The following is a 20,493-nucleotide window of genomic DNA, read 5'->3' as shown; positions in this document are numbered from 1 at the left end:
TGCAGCTCCAGACCCCGCCCAGTTGCTCCCGCGTCGATGGATCAGTGACCCATCTCGTGGGCGGTCGCCTGAATCCGGGCCAGCCGCTGCGCGGAGGGCCAACGGATGTTCTTGGCCCAGCCGAACTTCTCGAAGATCCAGATGGCCCTGGCCGACATGTCCAGCTGGCCGCGCAGCACCCCGTGCCGGGCGCAGGTCGGGTCGGCGTGGTGCAGGTTGTGCCATGACTCGCCGAAGCTCAGGATGGCCAGCGGCCAGAAGTTGGACGACTTGTCGCGGGCGGCGAACGGCCGCTCGCCGATCATGTGGCAGATCGAGTTGACCGACCAGGTCACGTGGTGCAGCAATGCGATCCGGACCAGCCCGGCCCAGAACAGCGCGGTGAGCGCGCCCTGCCAGCTCCAGGTCACCAGCCCGCCGATCACACCGGGGGCGAAGATCGACACGATGGTCCAGACCCAGAAGTACTTGTCGATCTTGACGATGCTCTTGTCGGCCAGCAGGTCCGGCGCGAACCGCTGCTGATTGGTGTTGTCCCGGTTGAACAGCCAGCCCATGTGCGCGTGCCAGAAGCCCCTGGCCAGCGCCGGCACCGAGGTGCCGAAGGTCCACGGCGAGTGCGGGTCGCCCTCGCGGTCGGAGAACGCGTGGTGCCGACGGTGGTCGGCCACCCAGATGATCACCGGACCCTGCACGGCCATCTGGCCGACGATGGCCAGCCCGTTGCGGAGCCCGCGGTTCGCCTTGAACGAGCCGTGGGTGAAGTAACGGTGGAACCCGACCGTGACGCCCATACCGGTGAAAAAGTAGAAGAACGCCCCGATCAGCACGTCGGACCAGCCCAGCCCGCCCCAACTCCAGGCGAACGGCACCGCGACCAGCACGGCCAGCAGCGGCAGGAAGGCGAACAGATAGACCGCGATCTGCGCGGACATCCCCCGGCGGCCCTCGGTGATCGGCTTCGGACCTTTCGCCGCCGAGACGGTCGGCGCGGTGGTCGCGGCGGACGGTGCTGCCGCTGCCTCCGGGGCCGCAACAGCGGCGGGGGCGGTCTGCGGAGGATTCATAGATTTCCCTTGATCATCGAACGGGCTGACGCCGACGCTACCGGCTCAGGCAGGCACGAGCATCCGGGGTTAGGCCTACCTTACCAAGACGGCTGTCGTCGCGAGCATCGCGCAACCGGGTGAAACGCCACCGATCGTCGTGGAATGATGGACCCGGTTCGACGATCCGCCGTGGTGTAATCGGCAGCACCTCTGATTTTGGTTCAGATAGTTCAGGTTCGAGTCCTGGCGGCGGAGCTTCGCGACCGGTATAACGGCACCGAAGCGCACCGAGGGAGTCAGATGGCAGGCACGGCGCAGTTACCCGACGCCGCCAGCTCCCGGATCGCCGCGGTGATCGTGCTCGCCGCGGGCGCCGGCACCCGGATGCGCTCGTCGCTGCCGAAGGTGCTGCACCCGATCGCCGGCAAGCCGCTGATCTGGCACGCCGCGGCGGCCGCCGGCGCGTTGTCGCCGCAGCACCTGGTGGCGGTGCTCGGGCACGGCCGCGACCGAGTGCAGGAGTTCCTGGCCGCCGCCGGCGATCTGCCGCCGGTGACCATCGCGGTGCAGGACGAGCAGCTCGGCACCGGGCACGCCACCTCCTGCGCGCTGGCCGCGCTGGACGCGGTCCCCGAGGGCACGGTGATCGTCAGCTACGGCGATGTGCCGCTGCTCCGCGCCGAGACCCTGGCCGCACTGGCCGACGAGCACCAGCGGTCCGGCAACGCCGTCACCGTGCTGACCGCCACCGTCGCCGACCCGACCGGCTACGGCCGGATCGTCCGCGACGAGAGCGGCGCCCTGGCCGGCATCGTCGAGCAGAAGGACGCCGACGCGGCGCAACGGGCCATTACCGAGATCAACTCCGGCGTGTACGCGTTCGACGGCGCGGTGCTGGCCGAGGCGCTGCCGCGGGTCGGCAGCGCGAACTCGCAGGGCGAGCAGTACCTGACCGACGTGGTCGGGCTGGCCCGCGGCGACGGCCGCAGGGTGGGCAGCCTGCACGCAGACGACCCGATGGAGACCGAGGGCGTCAACGACCGGGTGCAGCTGGCCCAGCTGGCCAGGGTGCTCAACGATCGGATCATCCGTTCGCACCAGCTGGCCGGCGTCACGATCCACGACCCGGCCACCACCTGGATCCACGCCGACGTGGCCATCGGTCAGGACACCGAGATCCTGCCCGGTACCTCGCTGGAGGCCGGCACCGTCGTGGGTGCCGGCGCATCGATCGGGCCGGACAGCACACTGTCGGCCTGCACCGTGGGTGACGGCGCCCGAGTGGTCCGCTCGCACTGTCTGGGCGCGGCGATCGGCGTCGCCGCCACCGTCGGCCCGTACAGCTATCTGCGGCCCGGTGCGGACCTCGGCGAGGGTGCGCACGTCGGCGCGCACGTGGAGATCAAGAAGTCGACGATCGGGGCCGGCGCCAAGGTGCCACACTTGAGCTACATCGGCGACGCCACCATCGGCGCCGGCAGCAACATCGGCGCCGGCTCGATCACCGCCAACTATGACGGGGTCGGTAAGTTCCCCACGACGATCGGCGAGAACGCTTTCGTGGGAACCAATTCCACCCTGGTTGCCCCGGTCACGGTGGCTGACGGCGCCTACATCGGCGCCGGTTCGACCGTCACCGACGAGGTGCCGGCCGGCGCCCTCGCCGTTGCCCGCGGCCGGCAACACAACTCCGACGGTTGGGTCCTGCGGCGCCGCACCGGCACCGCCTCCGAGACGTCCGCCCGGGCGGCCGGAGCCACCGACCGTGACACTCCCAGCAAGGAGCCATCCGCGTGAACGCCATCTCCATGACGAATAGCAAGAGCCTGATGCTGTTCTCCGGCCGCGGTTATCCCGAACTGGCCGAAGCGATCGGCGAGTACCTGGACGTCACCGTCACTCCACAATCGGCCTACGACTTCGCCAACGGCGAGATCTTCGTCCGGTTCGAGGAGAGCGTCCGCGGCAGCGACGCTTTCCTGATCCAGTCCTGCGGCGTGCCGATCAACACCTGGGTGATGGAGACGCTGATCATGATCGACGCGCTGAAAAGGGCGTCGGCCAAACGGATCACCGTGGTGCTGCCGTTCTATCCGTACGCCCGGCAGGACAAGAAGCACCGCGGCCGGGAGCCGATCTCGGCCCGGCTGGTCGCCGATCTGTTGAAGACCGCCGGCGCCTCCCGGCTGATGACGGTCGATCTGCACACCGATCAGATCCAGGGCTTCTTCGACGGCCCGGTCGACCATCTGTGGGCGCAGCCGCTGCTGTCCGGCTACATCGCCGAGAAATACTCCGGTGACGACCTGACTGTCGTCTCCCCCGACTCCGGCCGGGTCCGCACCGCCGAGCGCTGGGCGGACCGGCTGGGCGGCGCCCCGATCGCCTTCATCCACAAGACCCGCGACCCGGACCAGCCCAACCAGGTGGTGGCCAACCGGGTGGTCGGCGACGTCGCCGGCCGTACCTGCATCGTGGTCGACGACATGATCGACACCGGCGGCACCATCGCCAGCGCGGTCGGCGAGGTGCTGCAGGCCGGCGCCAAGAAGGTGATCGTGGCGGCCACCCACGGTGTGTTGTCCGATCCGGCCGCCGAGCGGCTCAGTACCTGCGGCGCCGACGAAGTGGTGCTGACCGACACCCTGCACATCCCGGACGAGCACCGGTTCCCGCAGCTCACCGAGCTCTCGGTGGCGAAGCTGATCGCCCAGGCCATCCGCGAGGTCTTCGCCGACGGATCCGTCACCAGCCTCTTCGACGCCTGAAACCTCCACCCCCGACGACGTAGCGGGGTTGTCCCGACGGGACAACCCCGCTACGCCTGCACGGTCCAACTCGTCGGCCCCACCGCCGCCGCCGACCGATGTCAGTGAGTCCACCAGTGGCGCGGAAGCATGCGCACCGCCGCGAATTCTCCCGCTGATACACTCGCCTACAGGAGAATCTATCGCCAAAGGACAATTTGATGACTTTGTTTCCGTCTGTCGCCGTCATTGGCGGCAATGCCGAGGTGGCGGCAACCCTCGTCGACCGCGGCTACCCGCTGGTCGACGGCACGACCGCCGGCCTGACCACCGCGGACGTTGCCCTCGTCAGCCCGGAGGCGATCGACGCCGCCACCCTGGACGCTGTGCGCGACGGCCTCGGTCTGGTGGTGCTCGGCGCCGACGTCGAGCTGCCGGCCGCCGGGATCACCGGCGCCACCCACGACGACGGTCACCAGGCGCCGCCGGTGATCCCCACCCGCGAGGAGACCGCCGCCGTCACCGGCCAGGACCTGCTCGCCCGGGTCGACACCGAGCAGCTGCGGGCCACCGGGAACCTGGCGCTCAGCGGCCCGGCCGGAGCACTGCTGCGCTCCGGCGGCGCCGCCGTCGCCGCGATCTCCGAGCTCGGCTCCGGCCGGATCGTGGTGCTCGCCGTCAGCGCCGGGATTTCTGACGCCCCCGGCTCCTATCAGGAGCTGCTGTTCAATGCGGCCACCTACGCGGCCCGTCGTCCGTCAGCCCCGAAAGCCAGGGACGTCCACGCCCTGGCGGCCGATCCGCGCTGGCAGTCGTTGAAGGCTGCCGTGGTGGGGCTGCAGGACCTGCAGATCAAGGACGGCTCGGTGCCGGACGCCGGTCAGCACGAACTGGCCGGCCGGCTCGTCGGCCGGATCTGCGACGACATCAACGATCTCGCCCCGAAATTCCCGCACGACGCCGACTACCTGACCGCCCTGGTCAAGGACTTCACCCGGTGGGCCGACGGCGGCTTCGGCGAGCCCGACTTCCTGGACTCGCTGCAGGCCTTCGCTCCCGCCCAGAACCGGGTCGACGGCCGCGAACACCTGGTGTTGTTCCCGATGTACACCCAGAACGGCAGCCCCGACCGTAAGGTGGAAGCCGTTCTGCTGCAGGTGATCTGGCCGGACTTCATCGCCGAGCTGGAGGCGGGCGACTACTCCAACAAGCTGTTCCTGCCGATCCGGTTCCTGGACTTCACCCCCGGCTACGACACCAACTCTGCGGTGCTGTTCCCGGAAACCGTTGCCATGCGCGAACTTCCGAAGTTCACCTGGGGTGGCATCTTCGCCGACCGGGAGGCCGCCCGATTCCGCCGGGTGGTCGGCAACGCCGCCGAGGTGACGAGTCTGCAGCTGCCGCCGGATGCCGCCCGACTGGTCGCCGACCAGGACCTGGCCGAGCGGACCTTCGTGATGTGGGACCTGATCCACGATCGCACCCACATGCACGGCGACCTGCCGTTCGACCCGTTCATGATCAAGCAGCGGATGCCGTACTTCCTGTACTCGCTCGAGGAGCTGCGCTGCGACCTGACCGCGTTCCGCGAGTCGGTGAAACTCCAGCAGCAGGGCGGTTTCCCGCATGCCCGGATGGTCCAGTACGCAGTGATCTTCGACCGCATCTTCCGGTTCCCGATCACCGGAAACCGGGCCCGCAACTACGACGGGCTCGGCGGGCAGCTGCTGTTCGCCTGGCTGCACCAGCACGGCGTGCTGCACTGGACCGACAACCGGCTGACCATCGACTGGGAGTCGGTCACCGAACCGGTGCTGGAGCTGGGCCGGCGGATCGAGGAGCTGTACTGGAAGTCCATCGACCGGCCGAAAGTCGCCCACTGGCTGGCCGCCTACCAGCTGGTGAGCTCCGTTCTCACCCCGAACCCGCTGTCCGACTGGGCCCGGTACACCGCCGGCGAGCGGGATGCGCTGCCGCTGGCCGGTCCGCCCAAGGGGCTGACGGATCGGGTGCTGGACGACGAGTTCCCGCTGTCGATGTTCTACGAGGCGCTGAACAAGAAGATGAAGGACGTGGTGGCCTCCACCGCCGGGATCACCGGCTGAATCGGGCGGGTTGCCGCCTGCGCCCGGGCGTACCGGCCCGGTCGGCGCGTCAGCGGGGGCCGCTGTCGCGCTGGCCGGGCCGGGTCCGCTTGATCCGGTAGAGGTCGCGGTCGACCAGCCGGAACAGATCGACCGGATCCATCCCGGGCTTGCCGACGGCCCAGCCGATCGAGCAACTCACCGACGTCACCGCGTCCTCCAGCTGCATCGAACGGCCCACCTCGGTGTCGATCACCCGGGCCAGCGCATCCGGATCCGGGATGTGGCCACCGACCACCAGGAACTCGTCGCCGCCCAGCCGGCCGACCAGGCTGTCGTTGCCCACCACCGCCCGGATCCTGGCACCCACCTCGACCAACAACTCGTCGCCCGCCTGGTGGCCGTGGGTGTCGTTGACGGCTTTGAAGCCGTCCAGGTCGATCAGCATCACCGTCACGTCCGCCACGGCCTTGTCCGGCCGGCGGCCCGACCGGCGACCGAGCCGACTGTCCAGCAGGGCCATCACCGCGCCCCGGTTCGGCAGCCCGGTCAGCGGATCGGTCCTGGCCTGCTCGTTGCTGCGGGTGTTCAGCGCCACCGTGTGGTGGGTAGCGACGATCACCACCACGACCACCGGCAACATCACCGGTGCGGTCTGCGAAAGCTCGGCGATCAGCGGCGCCGTGGTGAGCGCGGCCAGCCACATCGCCGTCCGCCGCGCCCCCTCCTTGGCGATGTGCCACCACCCCTGGACGCCGGCCAACCGCTGCGCGGTGGTGATCAGGGCAACGTTCACCACCTCCCAGATCGCGGCCACCGTCAGCCCGCTGATCAGCAGGACGGTGGCCGACGGTCCGACGGCCGGGTCGAAGGAACCCCAGATCAGCTGCAGCACCGCGGCGGCGACCAGGCCCTCGATCACCACCACGGCAATGTTGAACACCATCCGCCACTTGGCGCCGCCCAGGCTGACCACCGCGATCACCGTGACGAACGGGTACGCCAACAGAGTGGCCGGGCCGAAGCCGATCAGGGCCGCCGACAGCAACGCTGCCGACCAGTGGATCCGCATCTGGCCCCGCACGTCGCGCAACCACGGCGTCAACGGATAGGAATCGGTGACCAGGATGAGGGCCAACAGGATCCACAGCGCCGGTTGGGAGAACGTCCGGCCGACGTGCTGCCACCCGACCAGCACCACCACCAGCACGAGCCCGGCGACGGCCACCGCGACGACCAGGAAGAAGTACCAGCGCAGCGCGGGCGGGCTCTGGCGCAACGGAACGGCGCGTGCGGACTGCGACTCGCTGGTCAACAGCTTCACCGGCACCCCCATCTGATCCGGCACCCACCGCAAGGATCGACCCCTGCACAGTACCGCCGGTCCGTCCCACTGCCCCGGCCGAAGACACCGCTGACCAGGCCGGTGGATAGGCTCGGGCCATGAGCAGACCGGCACGTGAATCGGTGATCCTGGTGACCGGGGCGACCGGCGACGCCGGCCGGGCCGCCTGCCGGGCGCTGGCGGCGGCCGGGCACCAGGTGGTGGCGGTCGGCCGGAGCGGCGCGGCGCCGGCCGAACTGACCGGCGACCGGGTGCAGTTCCGGGCCTGCGACCTGACCGATGTGGAAGCCGTCGGCGACCTCGGCCTGGCCGTCCGCGGCGAATTCGGTCTGATCGACGGGCTGGTGCACCTGGTCGGCGGCTGGCGCGGTGGCCGCACCTTCGAGGCCAACACGGATGACGATTGGGACGTGCTCTCCAGCAGCCTGATCCAGACCCTGCGGCACGTGACGCTTGAGGTGCACGACGACCTGCTGGCCTCCGACGCCGGCCGCGCGGTGATCGTTTCTTCCACGGCGGTGACGAACCCGACCGCCGGCAACGCGAACTACGCCACCGCCAAGGCGGCCGCCGAGACCTGGATGCTGGCTCTCGCCGATTCGTTCCGGCGCAACCAGTCGGGCCGCAGCCAGGAGCCACTGCCGCAGACCGCTGCCGCGGTGATCCTGGCGGTCAAGGCGATCGGCGACAAGCCCGGTTTCACCACCGCAGACGCGCTGGCCGGCAAGATCGTCGAGGTATTCGCCGGGTCCGCCGACGAGCTGAACGGATCGCGGATCGACCTGACCGCCGGGCTGTAGATGGCGATCCCCGACTTCGTCCTGGAACTGCGCCGGCACGTCGGCACCATGCCGCTGTGGCTGATCGGCTGTACGGCGGTGGTGCTCCGCGACGGTGCGGCAGGCGCCGCCGGTGCTGCCGAGCCCGAGTTGCTGATGGTGCGGCGGGCCGACAACGGCGCCTGGACAGCGGTGACCGGCATCGTCGATCCGGGCGAGCACCCCGCGATGGCCGCGGTCCGGGAGACGTTGGAGGAGACCGCGATCACCGCCGAAGTGACGGCCCTGGTGCAGGTCGGGGTGACCGGCACGGTCACCTACCAGAACGGTGACCGCACACAGTATCTGGATCTGACGTACCGGTGCCGGTACGTCGCCGGGGACCCGCACCCGGCTGACGGCGAGAACGCCGAGGTGCGTTGGGTGTCGCTGGCCGCCCTGGGCGCGCTGCGACCGGCGATCACCCCGCACATGCGGGCCAGGATCGACGCCGCGCTGGCCGACGACCCACAGCCACGCTCCGTCCCACTCGAACGCGATTGACCCGCCCCCCAACAACTACCGACTCGTGAAGGACCTTCCGTGAGCACGTTGCACGACACCGGCTACCGCGGCTTCGCCTCCGACAACTACGCCGGGGTGCACCCCGAGGTGCTGACGGCGATCGCCGAGGCCAACGGCGGCCACCAGATCTCCTACGGCGAGGACGCCTACACCGAGCGGCTGCAGCAGGTGCTGGCCGGGCACTTCGGTGCCGGCGTCTCCGGGTGGCCGGTGTTCAACGGCACCGGCGCGAATGTGCTGAGCCTGCAGGCGATCCTGCCCCGCTGGGGGGCGGTGGTGTGTGCCGAGACCGCACACATCAACACCGACGAGAACGCCGCCCCGGAGCGGGTCGGCTCGCTCAAGCTACTGACGGTGCCCACCCCCGACGGCAAGCTGACGCCGGAGCTGATCGACCGGCAGGCCTGGGGTTTCGGTGACGAACACCGCGCTCAACCGCTGGCCGTGTCCATCACCCAGACCACCGAGCTGGGAACCTGCTACACCGCTGACGAGATCGCCGCGATCTGCTCACATGCCCACTCACTGGGGATGAAGGTGCACCTGGACGGATCGCGGATCGCCAACGCCGCAGCCACTCTCGGGGTCGATCTGGCCGAGTTCACCTCGAAGGCCGGGGTCGACCTGCTGAGTCTGGGCGGCACCAAGAACGGTGCGCTGGGCGCCGAGGCGATAGTGCTGCTGGACCCCGCTGCCGGCGACGATGCGTACGGACTGAAGTACCTGCGCAAGATGAATATGCAACTGGCGTCGAAGATGCGCTTCGTCTCGGCGCAGTTGATCGCCCTGCTGGAGGGCGATCTGTGGCTGCGATCGGCAGCCCATGCCAACGCAATGGCTGGGCGGCTGGCCGCCGCGGTGGGCAACCTGGACGGTGTCCGGGTGACGCAGCCGGTGCAGGCGAACGCGGTGTTCGCCATCCTGGACAAGGCGGCGGCCGACCGGGTCCGCAAGGATTTCCGGTTCTACGACTGGAATCCGGCCACCGGTGAGGTGCGCTGGATGTGCGCCTGGGACACCACCGAGGGCGACGTCGATGCCTTCGCGGCGGCGATTGCTGCCGAGGTGGCGTAGCAGGGTTGTCCCGCCGCCCCCCGCACACGTAGCAGGGCTGTCCCGCCGCCCCCCGCACACGTAACAGGGGTGTCCCCGCCGCCCCCCGCACACGTGTCAGGGGTGTGCCGCGGCGCGGGACACCCCTGTTCCGCCTCTTACCCGGCTACGCGGACAGCACTCAGACGGACGTACGCCTGGGCAGCACCCAGTCGGGGCGCGGGAAGTGGCAGGTGTAGCCGTTCGGGAGCTTCTCCAGGTAGTCCTGGTGCTCCGGCTCGGCCTCCCAGAACGGGCCCGCCGGCTCGATCGTGGTGACCGCCTTTGCCGGCCACAGCCCGGAGGCGTCCACATCGGCGATGGTGTCGCGGGCGATCTGTTCCTGCTCCGGCGTCACCGGAAAGATCGCCGATCGGTAGCTGCTGCCGATGTCGTTGCCCTGCCGGTCGCGCGTCGACGGGTCGTGGATCTGGAAGAAGAACGCCAGGACGTCCCGGTAGGTCGTCTTCGTCGGATCGAAGACGATCTCCACGGCTTCGGCGTGACCGGGGTGGCTGCGGTACGTGGCATGGTCGTTCCGGCCGCCGGTGTATCCGACACGGGTGTCGAGCACGCCCGGCTGGCGGCGGATCAGATCCTCCATGCCCCAGAAACATCCGCCGGCCAGCACCGCCGTCTCGGTCTGGGGCCTGCGGGTGATCTCTCCGGTGTCGTGAATGCCACTGGTCATGATGCTTGCTCCTTCGTGCTGGTGGTGTGCCGTGTGTCGATCGGCAAGGTGTCGAACTGCGAGCGGTACTCGCCGTAGCCCTGCGCCCCGAGTTCGTCGACCGGGACGAACCGCAACGCGCCCGAGTTCATGCAGTACCGCTGTCCCCCGGCATCGGCCGGGCCGTCGTCGAACACGTGCCCGAGATGACTGTCGGCGCCGGCAGACAATGCCTCGGTGCGGATCATCCCGTGCGAGCTGTCGGTCCGGGTACGAACAGCATCCTCCTCGATCGGTCGGGTGAAGCTGGGCCACCCGGTGCCGCTGTCGAACTTGTCGTTCGACGAGAACAGCGGCTGGCCGGAGACCACGTCAACGTAGATCCCCGGCTCGTGATTATCCCAGTACTCGTTGTCGAAGGCCGGCTCGGTGCCGCCCTGCTGGGTCACTCGGTACTGGTGGTCGGTGAGGCGGCTCAGTGCCTCCGGGGTCTTGCGGTAGTGGTGGGACACGTTTCCTCCTGCTCTGACATCGCTGATTGCGGCGTCACCATTGATAACAACGCAGGGGCCGGATCTGGTCCCGGCACTCGCGCCGCTGCCGGGCGACGTCGAGTTCACCGTGGCGGCAACCCTGCACGCGATCCGCTGCCCCCGGTCCGGGCCTCCTCATTTCATCGCTTGAAATCTGAATTCATTGCCGGAGTATTCTTCGCGAGGGCCAACCAACCGGGTTGCAACGCACGGAGAGACAACAGATGGACGAGCTGCACATCATCGGCGGCCGCTTGATCGACCCAGCCGGCGGACTGGACGCCTTCCACGACCTGGCGATCAAGGACGGCAGGATCCGCGCCGTCGGCGAGCTGGACACCGGGCAGGCACGTCAGGTGCTCGACGCCACCGGACTTCTGGTGACGCCGGGGCTGATCGACATGCACACCCATCTGCACGCCGGAGGCTCCTTCTGGGGGTTGGAACCGGATCCCGTTGCCTGGTACACCGGCGTCACCCACTGGGTGGATGCCGGCAGTGTCGGCGCATACGGGATGGCGGGATTCCTCGAGGCCAGGAAGGACTTCCGCGTCAACACCTCATTGTTGCTGCATATCTCGGCGCAGGGCCTATCGGCACAAACCGGTGAATCACGGGACCTCGCCTTCCTCGATGTCGATGCTCTGGTCGCCGCCGCCGCCAACCGACCCGACATCGTCAAGGGCATCAAGGTCCGGATGGACGGCTCGACGGTCGGGGACAATGGACTGCAACCGCTCCGGACTGCGCTGGCCGCCGGTGAGGCAACCGGACTTCCGTTGATGATGCACATCGGCCCGGCGCCGTTCAGCCTCGATCAGCTGGTGGATCTGCTACGCCCCGGGGACATCCTGACGCACTGCGCCGGCCGTACTGCCGACGGGATTCTGCGGCCCGGCCGGATTCGGGACAGCCTGCGGGAAGCCCACCGACGAGGCGTGATCTTCGACATCGGTCACGGCGCCGGCGGGTTCAACTTCGAGGTGGCCGAGGCGTATCTCGCGCAATCGCTGCCACCACACGTCATCTCGACGGATCTGCACGCGCTCAGCGCCAGCGGGCCGGCGTTCGATCTACCGACCGTCATCGCCAAGCAGCGCGCCATCGGCATGTCGCTGGTGGACGCGATCCGCGCGACGACGGCGACCCCCGCACAGGTACTGGGACTGGCCGGCGGAACCCTGGCCGTCGGATCAGCGGCCGATGTAGCCGTCTTCCGTCTGGTCGACGGGCCGTTCGCGGTCGCCGACACCCAGGGCGCCACCCGGACCGCGCCCGAACGCCTGGTGAATGTCGCGACCCTGGTCGCCGGGAACCCGCTGCCCCCGGCCCTGCCGCCGGCGCCGCCGACCTGGGTCAACCTCTCGCCCGCGCAGCGTGTCGCGTTGAAGTCCAGGGAGCAGCGCTTGCGCGACATGCTCACCGAACAGCTGGTTCCGGTCGACGGGGTCGCAGACCCGTTCCGTCGGGAGTCCTCCAGCTGATCGGGATCCCCGTCACGCTCGCGGCGCCGGCCGCGCGGCCGTCACCATGGTGAGTCCAGACTCGGATCGAACGGCCGACGGCCTGGCCGTCGACTTCGTGGCAGAGGCGGGCCGCATGCAGCTCACCGAGATCGTCCAGCGGGTACGTGACGGACGCCTGCGGACGAACATTCGCCCGGTCGCGTCTCTTGACGATGCGGTTGCCGCCTTCAACCTGGCCCAGCGGGCCAAAGGGAGGACGAGCGTCGGCATTCGTTAGTGAATCTCCGCTGGACCTTTGAACCTCCTCGGGCTGACGGGCGGAACTCTGGCATTCCGATTACCCGGTCAACATGGCAGTTCTTCCGTCACTGTCGACGGGCTCGCCGTCGGTGACCGCCCGTCGGCGGGCATCGGCACGCTGGTCCGCCGCTGTCATCCGAGTGCCTCCGTCGTAGGGACGTCCGTCGGATCGCGAAAGGCCGCGACCGGACCGAATGCACCGCCTTCTTCGAGTTCGGCGAGCCGCCCCTCGGTGTACCCGATCAACTCGGTAAGCACGGATCTGGTGTGCTCACCGCGCTGTGGCGCGCGCGCGGGCGGGGCGTGGTGACCGGCGACCCGAAGCGGTGTCGCCACCTGGCGTACCGTTCCCCATCGCGGGTGTTGGACCTCGATCACGCTGCCTCGTGCCAGCGTCTGCGGGTCACGCATCGCTTCTTGGACGGATTGCACCGTGCCGGACGGAACCCCGTGCGCAGCCAAGATTTCGCTCCACTCGGCGGCGGTCCGTGACCGGAAGATCGGCTCGAGCTCGGCCAGGAGAGCGTCCCGGTGTTCATCTCGGGCGGCGAAGTCGACGAAGCGCGGATCGGTGGACAGGTCTTCTCGTTGCAAGGCGGTCGCCAACCTGATGAAGAACTTCTCCTTCGGTGCGGCCACAACGATCCATGAGTCTGACGCCTCGAAGACCTGGAACGGAACCAGCGAAGGGTGCGCGGACAGGGTGGTCCTGGCCGGCGAATACGCGGCCGTGAGGTGCCAGGTGCCTAGATAGCTAAGCATCGCCAGCGCGGCCTCGAAAAGGCTGATGTCGCAGTCGGTTCCCTTACCGTCGCGCCTGGCTTGATGAACCGCAGCGAGCATGGCCAGCCCGGCGTAAAGTCCGCCGGAGAAGTCGACCAGCGAAAGGCCGGTCTTCGCCGGCGGTCCTCCTGGCTCTCCGGTCAGCGTCATCCACCCAGCAAGCGCCTGCAGAATGTAGTCGTAGCCACCCTGCTCACGACGAGGACCGGTCATCCCGAAACCTGACAGCGAGCAGCAAACGATCGCCGGGTTGTACTCGGCAAGATCGCGGTACGTGATCCCCAGCCGCTCCGGTACGTCGCCACGGAGGTTGGAATATACGGCGTCGCTGACACTCACCAAGTCGGTGAAGGCGCCGCGGCCGGCTGCCGTCGACAGATCCAGCGTAAGGGAACGCTTGCCCCTGTTAAACGATTCAAAGAACAACGAGTCCTCTCCCTCGGCGTACGGCGGCACATAGCGCCCGACGTCTCCCCCCACGTTGGGATCTTCGATCTTGATCACCTCGGCGCCGAGGTCGGCCAGCTGCATGGATCCGAAGGGGCCGGCGCCGTACTGTTCGATGGCCAAGACGCGAATGTCGGACAGCGGGCCGACGCGTTCGTCACGAGTTCCGACCAATGGCCGGTCACCGGCGGAGTGGTCACCTGCCACACGCCGGCCGGAAACCCCGCACGGGTCAGACATCCGCGCTACCGCCACATCGTTCGGCGCCGATGCTAACGACCGGGTCCGGGAACACCCCGAGGCGATGGGCCCTGTCCGGCACCAGGAAGGTCCGGCGGAACCGGAGGAACTCTACGCCGTGCTGATTAAGCCCACGGGTCACGACCGAGACCACCCCGGATCCGGGACGAGACACCGATGGTCGCACTCCCGTCACCAGACTCTCGGTGTAGACAGTGTCGCCGACGAACAACGGCGCCACCAACTCGATGTCGGTCCATCCAAGGTTGGCCGTAGCGTTGGCACTCAGATCCGACACACTCATTCCCAGAACCAAGGCGACCGAGAAGCCTGAGTTGACCAATGGCCTTCCGAATTCGGTGCGGGCGGCGAATTCGGCGTTGAAGTGCAGCTGGTTGGTGTTCATCGTCAACAGGGCGAACCAGCTATTGTCGGCCTCGTTCACGGTGCGCCCCAAGGGGAACCGATGCACATCTCCGACCGCGAAGTCGTCAAGAAAACGGTTCAACGGCCCTACCGCGATCTCGGAATCCAATCCCACTCCTTGCTCAACGTTGCCCGTGTAGTATTAGTATCGGATACCATCCTGGGTGTCAAGACCCCTGGGTGCTGGTGGAGCGTCGGTGATGTCTGACCACGACCACCTGACAGATCTCCGTCAAATGCCCAAGAAAGGCGTCAAATGAGTCGCAGTGAACGCGTGGTCGGAAAGACGGCGGCGAAGGGCCAACGCGGCATGGTGGCCAGCCACAACCCACAGGCCGCAGAGGCTGGTGCGCAAGTGCTCGCAGACGGTGGTAGCGCGGTCGACGCCATCACCACAATGTCGTTCCTGACCGGAGTGCGAGAGGTGGCGATGAACTCCGTCGGCGGCGTCGGAGTCCTGCTGCACCACTGCGCAAGTACCGGCACCACCGAGGAGATTTCGTTTTACGGCCGGACCCCAGCAGCTCTGGCGGAAGATACCTTCGTCCCTTACCTGCTGCCGCGTGAATCTGGTTCCGCAGCCTTCGGCTGGCGCCCGGTTCGCGATGACGTTCACGAACGCGGACCACTGTCAGTCGGCGTTCCCGGACATGTCGCCGGCATTTCCGCCCTGCACACCAGGCATGGCTCGGCGCCATGGGCGGATCTACTCGCCCCAGCGGAACGGTTGGCCCGCAGCGGGTTCGATCCAGATGGCGAGGACACCTTCCACTTCGGATCGGAGTTCAATCATGTGCAGCGCTACGATGAGATGAGAAGGGTCTTCCTCAGCGGAGGCATCCCTCGGCCGGCCGGTTTCTATCAGGGGCGGACGATTCCGGTAGTCCAACCGGACCTGTCGGACAGCATCGCAGCGGTCGCAGCGGGCGGTGCCGACGAGTTCTATAACGGCGAGCTCGCCGCCCGGATCGCTGCCGGAGTCCAAGCCGAGGGCGGACTGCTCAGTGCCGACGACCTCGCTCGGTTCCGTCCAGACTTCGGCGACGGCCTGCGAGGCTCCTACCGCGGCTACCGGGTCATCAGCAGCTCAGGTCCGAACGGCGGCGTTACCCTCCTGGAAATGCTCAACCTGGCCGAGAACTTCGATCTCGCCGCACTCCCGAGGTTCTCGGGTCAGTGCCTCCACCTCCTCGCGGAGATCATGCGGCAGGCGTGGACCGACAGATTCGTCCACGTCGGGGATCCGGACCGGACACCGGTGCCGCTCACCGGTCTGATCGACAAGCGCTACGCATCGGACCTCGCCACCGAGCTCCCCAAAGAACATCGTGGTGCCTGGACGACACCGGGCGATCCATGGACATTCGATCCAGCCCGACGACCGGCGGACCGTTCGGTACCGGCCGGCGACCTGGCCGGCAAGGACACGACCCACCTACTGGCCGCGGACGCCGACGGCAACGTCGTGAGCTTGACCCAGACACTCGGGCTGGCGTTCGGCTCCTGCTTCATCCCGCGCGGCACCGGCCTGAATCTCTACGATGTCACGATGTGGATGAATCCCGAGCCGGGTACCCCGAACTCCGTTGCGCCGTGGGTCAAGCAGGTCGGGCATGCGACGCCGACACTGCTGCTCAAGGACGGCAAGGTAGTAGCCGCCCTTGGTGCCCCCGGGGGGCGCCGGGTGGTGACCGCGATGTTCCAGACCGTGATCAACATCGTTGATTTCGGCATGGACGTCGCTGAGGCGATTGCCGCCCCGCGACTGCATTGCGAAGGCGCTGCACCGTCGGCACCAGTCGGACCGACCGTGGCCGACGTGCTGGTCGACGACCGGGTCCCGGCCGAGGCCTTAGCCGACCTCACCCGGCGTGGCCACCTGGTACGGCAGTGTCGCGAGACCGAGACGCAGTCGTTCCTGGCCAAGCCTCTCGGCGTCCAGTACACAGACGACGGTCTGATCGGCGGAGCGGACGTCTTTCGGCGTTCCTTGGCGATCGGTGTGTGAGGTGAACGTAGCCGTCGATGCATCCGGTGACGAGCCTGAGCCGGCCGGCTCGAAATCCGAACTGGTCTACCAGTGGCTTCGCAGCGAGGTCGGGAACGGCAATCTGCGACCGGCAGACCGGGTCAACGCCGACCGGGTATCGCGCGAGCTGGAAGTCTCCAAGGTCCCGGTTCGAGAAGCGATCGCCAGACTGGCGGCCGAGCGGGTACTCCTGGTGTCCCCCAACGCCGGTGCCGTCGTAGCCCCGCTGTCCTGGCGTGAATTAGCCGACATCCAGCAGGCCAGGCTGGTTCTCGAACCGCCGACAGCGGCGTCGGCCGCCGGGAACGCGACCAAAGCCCGGATCGGGGAGCTACGTGTGATGATCACCGGGCTCCGGCGCTGGGCCCGGACGCACGACGGCGATCCGTTCGCGATGAACCGCTCCTTCCACCTCGCGTTGGTGGCGCTCGCCGGCAACGAACTGTTGACCGAGATGCTTGACCTTGTCCTGCAACGGGTGAGCCGGTACCGGATGATTGCCCAGCACACGAGCGCCTCTGTCGGGTCAACCGCGAGGGAACACGCTGCCATCGTCGATGCCCTAGCGGACGGCGATGGCCCTTCGGTACAGCGCCTGCTCAGCGCTCACCTGCAATCGACCCACAGCGTCACCGGCAGTGCACACGAGGTCGACCCTCGATACTTCGTCGACGAGCCCGATGAACAACGTCCGATGATCTGCTGAAGAATGATGAATGCACACCGGTCACGGCACGATCTGGTGATCAGCGCGCTGTTCTGTCCGGCGAACCGACCCGACCGCTGTCTGAAGGCGACGCGATCGGGTGCCGATCTGGTGATCGTCGATCTCGAGGACAGCATCGCTCCCGCCGGGAAGGCCGCGGCACGGGTCGAGATGCAGCGGTTGTTGGTCCAACGGACTGCAGTCCCGCTGTGCCCCCGGATCAACGCGATCGGGTCACCGTGGTTCGCCGACGACGTCGAAGTCCTGGCCGCGTCGCAGCACTTCTCCCAGGTGATGATGCCCAAGGTGCAGACACCAGACGAAGTCGCGGCGCTGCGCGGCCGGATGCCGGGAGTCCGAGTGCGGGTGCTGATCGAGAACGCCGTCGGTATCAGAAACATGGCGGCGATCGCGGCTACAGACGGCGTTCTGTCCATGGGGATCGGCGAGGCCGATCTTGCCTCCGAACTCGGAATCACCGACCCGAAGGCGCTCGAACCGATTCGGGTCGGCCTCGTGGTCGCCTGCCGCGCGGCGGGCCTGCCGGCACCGATGATGTCGGCCTATACCGACCTCAACGACGATGGCGGTCTGGTCGCTGCCTGTCGGCGCGCACGCGGCCAGGGATTCCTCGGCGCCCAGGTCGTTCATCCTCGCCAGGTCCCGCTGGTCGTCGACGCCTTCACCCCTGGCGCTGCTGAGGTTCGCGGCGCCCAAGAGGTACTCGCGACGCTCGCGGCCGCAGCAGAGCATGGATCATCGGTCGCGGTGCTGCAGTCCGGCGCGATGGTCGACGCCGCGATGGCTCGCGGCGCCCAGCTCACGCTGGAGCTGGCGAGTCAGCGGTCCCGCCGGCCGACGTGACGCCCAGGACCGGCTTAGCCGGGTTCGACATCCGGGCGCACCGAACGAGCGGTCCGGCGCAGTGCGTAGTTCCGAGCGCGCCTGAAACAGGCTGCCAGCCAACGGCTCCGAGGCACTTCGATCGACGTCGTAGCCCTCCTTCGCCGTGGTGATCAGCAGATCACCGCAGCATGTCAGTACATCACCCAGCCGCCGTCCACGCAGATCACCTGACCGGTGATGAACGCGGCGTCGTCGCTGGCCAGAAAGGCGAACGCGCCGCTGAGATCGTCGGCATAACCGCGCCGTTGCAGCGATTGCTTGGGAAGGATCCTCGCCGCGACGTCATCGGCGTCGGGCGCCATCTCAACCTCCTGCTCGGTCCGGATAGCACCCGGCATGACGGCATTGATCCGAACCCCGTCGGGACCCATCTCGCGGGCGAGCTCCCGGGTCATCCCGAGGATCGCCGCCTTCGATGCCGTGTAGTGCAGCGCGTCGGGTTGTCCGGTCATCACCATCACCGAGGTGAGGGTGATCATCGAGCCGTGGCCCGAGGCCTTGAGATCCGGGTAGGCGGCCTTCGCGAGTAGCCAGGTGCCACGGGTGTTGACCGCCTGCACGAGATCCCACTCCTGCAGCGACAACTCGGTGAAGTGCCGGCGACCGGACGCGGCCGCGTTGGCGACCACGATGTCAAGCGGTCCCAACTCGCTCCTGGCCGCGGCGACCAGTCCGTCGATGCCCGCCGGATCGGCCAGGTCGGCGCCCAACGCGACGGCACGTGCGCCCTGTCCGACGAGCTCCGCGGCGAGATCACCAGCCAGACGGGCCATCTCAGCTGTCGGCTCATGACCGATGGCTACGGCGGCACCCTCGGCCGCGAACCGACGCGCGACCGCCGCCCCAATACCTCTCGAGGCCCCGGTGATCAACGCTGTTCTGCCGACCAATCGTCGTGGTGTGGGAGCCATCGCGCCAGCCCTCTCTTCAGTGCAGCGGACCGAGGTCGATTCGCGGGAAAACCGCAAATTTCGCTTGTTGAAATTTGCGGTTCATTATCGGAGACTGGAGCCGAGGGGTCAAGAGGCGCACACCACAAGCAGTCGGAGGCACAGATGGACGACCTACGGATCCTGAACGGACACCTGATCGACCCAGCCGCGGATATGGACGCCGTCGCCGACATTGCGGTCAGGAACGGCCGGGTCCGTGCCGTCGGCGTCCTGGATGCCGAACCGGCGCGTTCAGTCGTCGATGCCTCGGGGCTTCTGGTCATCCCTGGATTGGTCGACCTGCATACCCATCTTCATGCGGGTGGCACCTTCTGGGGTATGGAGCCGGATCCGGTTGCCTGGTACACGGGAGTCACCAGCTGGGTCGACGCAGGCAGCGTCGGCGCCTACGGGCTTGCCGGACTAATGGAGGCTCGGAAGGACTTCCGTGTTCGTAGCGCAATACTGCTGCATATCTCGGCCCATGGTCTGGCCGCCCGCACGGGTGAATCGAGGGACCTGAGTTTCCTCGATGTCGACGCGTTGGTTGCGGCTGCCACCAAGCATCCGGAGGAGGTCCGCGGCATCAAGGTGCGGATGGACGCATCGACGGTCGGCGACAACGGGCTGGAACCCCTGCGGATCGCGTTGCGCGCCGGCGCGGCTACCGCGCTCCCGGTCATGGTGCATATCGGGAGCGGCCCGTTCACCCTGGACCAGATCGTCGACCTGTTGCGACCCGGCGATATTCTGACCCACTGCGCCGGTCGCGGGGCTCGTGGTGTCACCCTGCCAGGGCCAATCCGGAACAGCCTGCGCGCTGCCCACGAGCGCGGCGTGATCTTCGATATCGGACACGGTGCGGGCGGATTCAGCTTCGAAGTGGCGGAAGCATATCTCGCGCAATCGATGCCCCCGCACGTGATCTCGACGGACCTGCACGTACTCAGCGCCAGTGGCCCGGCGTTCGACTTGCCAACGGTGATGGCCAAGCTGCAGGCCATCGGTATGCCGTTGGTGGATGTGGTTCGGGCCACGACATCCGCCCCGGCAGCAGCACTCGGGCTCGACGCCGGGACGCTCACTGTTGGAGCGCCTGCCGACATCGCGCTGTTCCGCAGGGTCGACGAAGCAATGGAAGTCGGAGATGTCCATGGAGTCGCGCGCACAGCGTCCGAACGACTGGTCAACGCCGCGACATTCGTTGCTGGAGAATATCTACCACCGACATTTCCGCCGGCACCACCCAGTTGGGTGTCGCTGTCCGACGCGCAGCGGACTGCACTGAATGCCCGGGAGCGGCGGCTGCGCGAGCTGCTCACCGACCCGCTGGTTCCGATTTCGGGCGTGGCCAATCAGATCCCAACCACCACCGCGGTCAACCAGGAGTGACCG

At 67.8% G+C, this 20,493-nt stretch carries 18 protein-coding genes, 1 tRNA gene and 1 pseudogene; 13 read left to right on the top strand and 7 right to left on the bottom strand.

Annotated elements, in window-relative coordinates:
- Positions 1 to 41: 41 nt before the first annotated feature.
- On the bottom strand, positions 42 to 1,067 hold the full coding sequence (locus tag K340_RS30735; protein ID WP_084614549.1) for an acyl-CoA desaturase: 1,026 nt from the start codon (positions 1,065 to 1,067) through the stop codon (positions 42 to 44).
- A gap of 165 nt (positions 1,068 to 1,232) precedes the next feature.
- Here K340_RS30735 and K340_RS0116465 point away from each other — a divergent pair.
- The 4 genes from K340_RS0116465 (at position 1,233) to K340_RS0116450 (ending at position 5,901) form a co-directional block, all read left to right on the top strand.
- Positions 1,233 to 1,304, top strand: a tRNA-Gln gene (locus K340_RS0116465).
- 45 nt (positions 1,305 to 1,349) lie between these two features.
- Positions 1,350 to 2,846, top strand: coding sequence for a bifunctional UDP-N-acetylglucosamine diphosphorylase/glucosamine-1-phosphate N-acetyltransferase GlmU (gene glmU / locus K340_RS0116460; RefSeq protein ID WP_051266585.1), 1,497 nt, complete (start codon positions 1,350 to 1,352; stop codon positions 2,844 to 2,846).
- An 11-nt stretch (positions 2,847 to 2,857) separates the two neighbouring features.
- On the top strand, positions 2,858 to 3,817 hold the full coding sequence (locus K340_RS0116455; RefSeq protein WP_037365230.1) for a ribose-phosphate diphosphokinase: 960 nt from the start codon (positions 2,858 to 2,860) through the stop codon (positions 3,815 to 3,817).
- Between the two features lie 767 nt (positions 3,818 to 4,584).
- Positions 4,585 to 5,901: a DUF6421 family protein gene (locus tag K340_RS0116450; RefSeq protein ID WP_029137523.1), complete on the top strand. Its 1,317-nt coding sequence runs from the start codon at positions 4,585 to 4,587 to the stop codon at positions 5,899 to 5,901.
- Between the two features lie 49 nt (positions 5,902 to 5,950).
- On the opposite strand, the gene K340_RS0116445 is transcribed toward K340_RS0116450, so the two are convergent.
- A complete protein-coding gene (locus K340_RS0116445) occupies positions 5,951 to 7,228 on the bottom strand; it encodes a GGDEF domain-containing protein (RefSeq protein WP_154674304.1) in 1,278 nt (425 codons plus the stop codon).
- Positions 7,229 to 7,323: 95 nt separating this feature from the next.
- Here K340_RS0116445 and K340_RS0116440 point away from each other — a divergent pair, with 95 nt between their 5' ends.
- Genes K340_RS0116440 through K340_RS0116430 form a run of 3 tightly spaced genes read left to right on the top strand, consistent with a single transcriptional unit; the run spans position 7,324 to position 9,642 of the window.
- Positions 7,324 to 8,025, top strand: a complete 702-nt coding sequence (locus tag K340_RS0116440; protein WP_029137521.1) for an SDR family NAD(P)-dependent oxidoreductase — start codon at positions 7,324 to 7,326, stop codon at positions 8,023 to 8,025.
- A complete protein-coding gene (locus K340_RS0116435; protein ID WP_029137520.1) occupies positions 8,026 to 8,547 on the top strand; it encodes an NUDIX hydrolase in 522 nt (173 codons plus the stop codon).
- 39 nt (positions 8,548 to 8,586) lie between these two features.
- On the top strand, positions 8,587 to 9,642 hold the full coding sequence (locus tag K340_RS0116430; protein ID WP_029137519.1) for a threonine aldolase family protein: 1,056 nt from the start codon (positions 8,587 to 8,589) through the stop codon (positions 9,640 to 9,642).
- 160 nt (positions 9,643 to 9,802) lie between these two features.
- Here K340_RS0116430 and msrA read toward each other — a convergent pair whose 3' ends face one another.
- Positions 9,803 to 10,351: a peptide-methionine (S)-S-oxide reductase MsrA gene (gene msrA / locus K340_RS0116425; protein WP_029137518.1), complete on the bottom strand. Its 549-nt coding sequence runs from the start codon at positions 10,349 to 10,351 to the stop codon at positions 9,803 to 9,805.
- Positions 10,348 to 10,842 carry a peptide-methionine (R)-S-oxide reductase MsrB gene (msrB, locus tag K340_RS0116420; RefSeq protein WP_029137517.1) on the bottom strand — a complete coding sequence of 165 codons (495 nt, stop codon included), beginning with the start codon at positions 10,840 to 10,842 and terminating at the stop codon, positions 10,348 to 10,350. Before msrB ends, msrA begins: the two co-directional genes overlap by 4 nt.
- 245 nt (positions 10,843 to 11,087) lie before the next feature.
- Between msrB and K340_RS0116415 the strand changes: the two genes are divergently transcribed.
- Together K340_RS0116415 and K340_RS37570 are read left to right on the top strand one after the other, a co-directional pair.
- Positions 11,088 to 12,347 (top strand): amidohydrolase family protein, encoded by a 1,260-nt coding sequence (locus K340_RS0116415; RefSeq protein ID WP_029137516.1) that lies wholly within the window; start codon positions 11,088 to 11,090, stop codon positions 12,345 to 12,347.
- A gap of 25 nt (positions 12,348 to 12,372) precedes the next feature.
- Positions 12,373 to 12,606, top strand: a pseudogene (locus K340_RS37570) (NADP-dependent oxidoreductase); the annotation flags it as partial.
- Between the two features lie 155 nt (positions 12,607 to 12,761).
- Here K340_RS37570 and K340_RS30730 read toward each other — a convergent pair.
- The gene (locus K340_RS30730) at positions 12,762 to 14,033 is read right to left on the bottom strand and encodes a CaiB/BaiF CoA transferase family protein (RefSeq protein ID WP_051266630.1); all 1,272 of its coding nucleotides are present in this window, start codon (positions 14,031 to 14,033) and stop codon (positions 12,762 to 12,764) included.
- A gap of 58 nt (positions 14,034 to 14,091) precedes the next feature.
- Positions 14,092 to 14,634 carry a MaoC family dehydratase gene (locus tag K340_RS30725; protein ID WP_211229490.1) on the bottom strand — a complete coding sequence of 181 codons (543 nt, stop codon included), beginning with the start codon at positions 14,632 to 14,634 and terminating at the stop codon, positions 14,092 to 14,094.
- Between the two features lie 147 nt (positions 14,635 to 14,781).
- On the opposite strand from K340_RS30725, the gene K340_RS0116390 reads away from it, so the two are divergent.
- The 3 genes from K340_RS0116390 to K340_RS0116380 are packed head-to-tail and all read left to right on the top strand — an operon-like array spanning position 14,782 to position 18,124.
- Positions 14,782 to 16,533, top strand: coding sequence for a gamma-glutamyltransferase family protein (locus tag K340_RS0116390; RefSeq protein WP_029137514.1), 1,752 nt, complete (start codon positions 14,782 to 14,784; stop codon positions 16,531 to 16,533).
- 1 nt (position 16,534) lies between these two features.
- Complete coding sequence (locus K340_RS0116385) at positions 16,535 to 17,260, top strand: GntR family transcriptional regulator (protein ID WP_037365163.1); 726 nt, start codon at positions 16,535 to 16,537, stop codon at positions 17,258 to 17,260.
- A 3-nt stretch (positions 17,261 to 17,263) separates the two neighbouring features.
- Positions 17,264 to 18,124 (top strand): HpcH/HpaI aldolase/citrate lyase family protein, encoded by an 861-nt coding sequence (locus K340_RS0116380; RefSeq protein WP_051266582.1) that lies wholly within the window; start codon positions 17,264 to 17,266, stop codon positions 18,122 to 18,124.
- 173 nt (positions 18,125 to 18,297) lie between these two features.
- Here the strand turns inward: K340_RS0116380 and K340_RS0116375 are convergent, their stop codons facing one another.
- Positions 18,298 to 19,038, bottom strand: coding sequence for an SDR family NAD(P)-dependent oxidoreductase (locus K340_RS0116375; RefSeq protein ID WP_161632123.1), 741 nt, complete (start codon positions 19,036 to 19,038; stop codon positions 18,298 to 18,300).
- Between K340_RS0116375 and K340_RS0116370 the strand changes: the two genes are divergently transcribed.
- Positions 18,955 to 20,490: an amidohydrolase family protein gene (locus K340_RS0116370; RefSeq protein WP_245599591.1), complete on the top strand. Its 1,536-nt coding sequence runs from the start codon at positions 18,955 to 18,957 to the stop codon at positions 20,488 to 20,490. The two genes, K340_RS0116375 and K340_RS0116370, sit on opposite strands and share 84 nt — an antisense overlap.
- The last annotated feature ends 3 nt before the right edge of the window (positions 20,491 to 20,493 follow it).

The organism is Nakamurella lactea DSM 19367 (assembly GCF_000426645.1).
Lineage (GTDB): Bacteria > Actinomycetota > Actinomycetes > Mycobacteriales > Nakamurellaceae > Nakamurella > Nakamurella lactea.
Note: the sequence above shows the minus strand (reverse complement) of the source record. Positions and strands in the feature narration are given on the sequence as shown.

Coding starts and splice junctions, on each gene's coding strand:
- K340_RS0116435 (WP_029137520.1), top strand. CDS start 8,026: ATGGCGATCCCCGACTTCGTCCTGGAACTGCGCCGGCACGTCGGCACC.
- K340_RS0116440 (WP_029137521.1), top strand. CDS start 7,324: ATGAGCAGACCGGCACGTGAATCGGTGATCCTGGTGACCGGGGCGACC.
- glmU (WP_051266585.1), top strand. CDS start 1,350: ATGGCAGGCACGGCGCAGTTACCCGACGCCGCCAGCTCCCGGATCGCC.
- K340_RS0116455 (WP_037365230.1), top strand. CDS start 2,858: ATGACGAATAGCAAGAGCCTGATGCTGTTCTCCGGCCGCGGTTATCCC.
- K340_RS0116380 (WP_051266582.1), top strand. CDS start 17,264: ATGATGAATGCACACCGGTCACGGCACGATCTGGTGATCAGCGCGCTG.
- K340_RS30735 (WP_084614549.1), bottom strand. CDS start 1,067: ATGAATCCTCCGCAGACCGCCCCCGCCGCTGTTGCGGCCCCGGAGGCA.
- K340_RS0116415 (WP_029137516.1), top strand. CDS start 11,088: ATGGACGAGCTGCACATCATCGGCGGCCGCTTGATCGACCCAGCCGGC.
- K340_RS0116370 (WP_245599591.1), top strand. CDS start 18,955: ATGACCGATGGCTACGGCGGCACCCTCGGCCGCGAACCGACGCGCGAC.
- msrA (WP_029137518.1), bottom strand. CDS start 10,351: ATGACCAGTGGCATTCACGACACCGGAGAGATCACCCGCAGGCCCCAG.
- K340_RS0116390 (WP_029137514.1), top strand. CDS start 14,782: ATGAGTCGCAGTGAACGCGTGGTCGGAAAGACGGCGGCGAAGGGCCAA.